Annotated in this window: 2 protein-coding genes; both read right to left on the bottom strand. The window is 69.5% G+C overall.

Going from position 1 to position 2373, the window contains the following annotated elements; translation table 11 throughout:
• Window positions 1-1704, bottom strand: a 1704-nt coding sequence (locus ACFQ87_RS45700) for a hypothetical protein (RefSeq protein ID WP_380616964.1), incomplete at its 3' end; no start/stop codon positions are given.
• On the bottom strand, window positions 1701-2324 hold the full coding sequence (locus ACFQ87_RS45695) for an IS607 family transposase (protein WP_380616963.1): 624 nt from the start codon (window positions 2322-2324) through the stop codon (window positions 1701-1703). The genes ACFQ87_RS45700 and ACFQ87_RS45695, both read right to left, overlap by 4 nt.
• Between the last annotated feature and the right edge of the window lie 49 nt (window positions 2325-2373).

Genomic DNA, 2373 nt, shown 5'->3' with positions numbered 1-2373 from the left:
CCGGGGCGCGGGGCGTGGTGAACGCTTCCGGGTCGGGCCGGTCTTCGACCGGTCTTCCTTCCCGGTGGTCTGGGTGATGACCGCCTTGGTCTCCATGGCGTCCACGATCGTACGGATGGCCATGGCGGCGGTGGCGTGGTCGGTGACGGTCTTGGTCTGGTGGGCGAGGCCGCGTGTGGCGATCCTGTGCCATGCTCCCTGGTCGCGGTCGCCCTGCCAGGCGCACTGTGGGTCGGGGCAGAGCGCCCACTTCCATCCCGGCACGGTGGGACGATCGGGGGCTTTGCGGTGCCGCAGCGGCGTCAGACAGCAGGGGCAGTGCCTGCTGGTGTTGCGCGCCGGGACGCTCACCACGGCAATCCCGGCCTCGGCGGCGAGATGCCGCATCCGGTCGGCGATCTGTCCCCGAACCTGCTGGGACAGACGCGTGTTACGCGTGCGGCCCATGCCCTTGGCCTCCATCGACCGTAGGTCTTCCAGGTAGATGACGGTGGCTGTTGCGGCGATGGCCTGGTCCACGGCCCAGCGGGCGGCCGACCGGGCGAGGGCGTCATTGAGGTTCGAGCGCCGGTCGGCCACGCGCCCGATCTCCCGTGCCAGGAGGGCGCTTCGGGGGACGAGCGCGTGCTGGTCGTCGCCGTTGATGATCCGGGTGTACTGGTCGTTCTTGGCGTGCGGCTTCTCGCCGTGGCGGCGCAGCCGGTGCTGCTTGGCGGTCACTCCGGCGGCGCGGTACTGCGCTCCCGTGCCGAGGGTGGTGATCTTCCCGTCGTCATGGAGCCGGGCCGCCCCGGCGGACAGGAGTGTGTTCAGGCCCCAGTCCACGCCGAGTGCCACGGTGTGGCCGGTGCGTCGGGTCTTGGGCGCGGGGTGGGTGTAGGCGAGGTCGGCCCGCGCCTTGGCGCCGACGGTGCGCACAGTGGGCAGGTGGAGTACGGCATTCGCCGGGATCGTGGGCGGGAGCGTGATCGGGCAGGCCACCCACGTCCAGTCCTTGTACGTCTGCGGATCGGGCAGCGTGGGCAGTTGCAACCGCAGGAGCGCCTTCGCCGGGTTTGTCTCGGAGCGTTCGATGGTGGCCTGCTGTCCGTCGCAGGCGGCGAGCAGCAGCATCCGGGCCACGCGGGGCGCGGGCTCCAGCTCGAACACATCTGCCGGAAGGCGCCCGTTCTTGCGCTCGAACGCGGCGATCTGCCGGGTGCGGGACTTGATGACGCTGGAGGGCAGGTACTCGCCGCCCGGCACGGCGGCGCGGACCGTGTCCCATTCCCCGGGGGTGCGTTTGGCCGGGTCGCCCGGCCACGTCGCCAGGACGCCGGACACCACGTCAGCGCGCCACTTCATCGACCGCAGGGCGCGGCCGGCCTGTTCCTGGGTCATGCGCACGATCCGGTCGTTGATCTTCGCCGGGGCGGCCACGGTCCAGCCGAGGCGGCGCAGTGCCATCCAGGCGTTCGACGGGAGTTTGCGGCCTCCGGCGTCCTCGCCGGAGGCCAGGATGTGCACGTCGGGGGTGTTCCAGTGCTCGGTGATGAGGTGTCCGGCCATGCCCGATACCAGGTCCAGACACCAGCCGATCCGCTCCGTCAGCCTGCCCGGAGGCAGGATCTCGCCGGTCTTCTCCTCCACACCCGCGCGGATCGGGGTGCGGGCGCACGCGGTGCGGGAGGTCTCGCCGTCGGCGAGGGGCAGTTTTCGGCTCATCGGACATCACCGTCCGGCAGGCACTGCCCGGACTCCGCCAGCAGACGCCGGCGGGCGTCCGCTGAACGCATCCCGTACAGTCGACCGGCGAATGTGGTGACCAGCGAGATGAAGTCCTCCAGGAGTTCCTGCCGCCCGCCGGTCTTCTTCGGATGCAGGATCTCCACAGTGGCCCCGTGGGCGGCGAACAGGCGCTTGAGCCAGCCGACACCAAAGCGGGCCAGCCGGTCCTCGTGCGTCGCCCGAACCACCGTCACCGACCCGTCTGCCACTGCAGCAAGCAGCTTGTTCAAACCAGGCCGCTCCTCCCGCAGGCCGGAGGCTCGGTCCTTGAAGACTCTGACGACCTTGCCCGTGGCGGTGGTCCGCAGCTCGGTCTCCTGTGCCTCCAGCGAGGACTCCTGACCGGTCGAGCCCGAGACGCGAACGTACAGGCCCTCCAAGCGAATCCGGTCACCACCACCGGCGGTGACCTTCATCGCCTCCACATCGACCGAGGAGAACCGGCGCTCACGCCCGACCCAAGTCACCGGGATCTTTCCCGAATCAGCCCACAGGCGAAGCGTCACCGGGTGAACACCCAAGCACTTTGCGGCTTTTGACAGTCGGAGAAGCTCCACACGGTAACCATAGGATCACTGAGCGTCTTTAATCAAATTCGTGAGCCTG

The organism is Kitasatospora sp. NPDC056531, from assembly GCF_042794375.1.
In the GTDB taxonomy this organism is placed as follows: domain Bacteria; phylum Actinomycetota; class Actinomycetes; order Streptomycetales; family Streptomycetaceae; genus Kitasatospora.
This window is presented reverse-complemented; position numbering and strand designations above follow the sequence as displayed.